Origin of the sequence: Rahnella bruchi, assembly GCF_003614975.1 — a bacterium.
Lineage (GTDB): Bacteria > Pseudomonadota > Gammaproteobacteria > Enterobacterales > Enterobacteriaceae > Rahnella > Rahnella bruchi.
Genome location: NZ_QZWI01000048.1, coordinates 1 through 1360, shown reverse-complemented (window position 1 = coordinate 1360; position 1360 = coordinate 1). Strand labels below are relative to the sequence as shown.

Sequence of the window (1360 nt, the reverse complement as noted above, 5' to 3'; positions counted from 1 at the left end):
TGTAGTAAGTACGATCGGCGCACTGATTAATGTTAACATCCCCCCGGCAATAACCCCGATAACCACACTCGCCACCACCGCCTTTGCTGCATCCATCGCAATATCGCCAAGGAAATCGACCAGGTCGTAGTCGGACTTAAAAATCAGTTCGATGGCGCGCCACGCCAGTGAGGCAAAAATACAAAATCGGGTGCCTTTAATCAGCGCACTCCCCAGCCCGCGGGTCCCGATACCCATTTCCAGCATTTGCGGATGGTCGGCTGCGTATCGGGTGCCTTCAAGAATCTGCCACCAGTAATCCACACCTCTGAGTTCTGTCATTTTTTCACCCATTGGTCAGGAACAATGGTTTTGCACAGATCCGGGTTAATTACGTAGTAACTGCTGTACTTTCCCATATTGCATGAGGTATAGGGCGATACCATTAAGATAAAAGGGATTACGAAAGCGGCAATAAAACCTGCAAAAAATGCCACGATACTAACCCCCCCCCAAACGGAACCAATGAGAGTTTTTGTTTTTATTGTTCCGTGGCCTTTTTTAATAAGCATTCTAAGAGCAAAAAAGAACATCCAGATGAACATGGGAATCCCACCCATACAAATTATAACTTTACCGCTGAACTCTATAACATCACCCTGAATAATTAATGATTTCACATTAACCATTTCCATATAAAAATAAATTACATAAATGAAACCCACCGATATCGCCATTATAAAAATAGCCACAACTTTGAAAACCAGCCATTGCTGAATGTCTTTTTTCACTTTAATATCCGTTACCCAATGAATTGTTAAAAAACGGCTTTGAATATCTTACATTCCAATCTGTTATTCTTTGGTATTCTGTCAAAGCATTGCGTAGTTTTTGTTTTAGGCTTACTGAAAGCCCGAGGTGATCATCTAATTTGTTTAGGCCTATATTTAAAACAATACCTGCTATAATCACAAACCCTACAATGACAACCACCGGTAAACTGCCTAAAGTCAATACTCCAGCAATAACCCCAATAACCACACTCGCCACTACCGCCTTGGCTGCATCCATCGTAATATCGCCAAGGGAATCGACCAGGTCAAAGTCGGACTTAAAAATTAGTTCGATGACTCGCCACGCCAGTGAGGCAAAAATACAAAATCGGGTGCCTTTAATCAGCGCACTCCCCAGCCCGCGGGTCCCGATACCCATTTCCAGCATTTGCGGATGATCTACCGCATATCGGGTGCCTTCAAGAATCTGCCGCCAGTAATCCGCACTTCTGAGTTCTGTCATTTTATCACCCAATGATCAGTAACAATGGTTTTGCACAGATCCGGGTTAATCACGTAGTAACTGCTGTACTTTCCTACATTGCATG

At 43.5% G+C, this 1360-nt stretch carries 2 protein-coding genes and 1 pseudogene; all 3 read right to left on the bottom strand.

The window, feature by feature from the left end:
* Window positions 1–321: pseudogene (locus D5398_RS25270) on the bottom strand (hypothetical protein); the annotation flags it as partial.
* A complete protein-coding gene (locus D5398_RS25265; RefSeq protein ID WP_120510027.1) occupies window positions 318–770 on the bottom strand; it encodes a DUF1240 domain-containing protein in 453 nt (150 codons plus the stop codon). The gene D5398_RS25265 and the pseudogene D5398_RS25270, both read right to left, overlap by 4 nt.
* Window position 771: 1 nt before the next feature.
* Window positions 772–1275, bottom strand: a complete 504-nt coding sequence (locus tag D5398_RS25260) for a hypothetical protein (RefSeq protein ID WP_120510026.1) — start codon at window positions 1273–1275, stop codon at window positions 772–774.
* Window positions 1276–1360 lie beyond the last annotated feature (85 nt).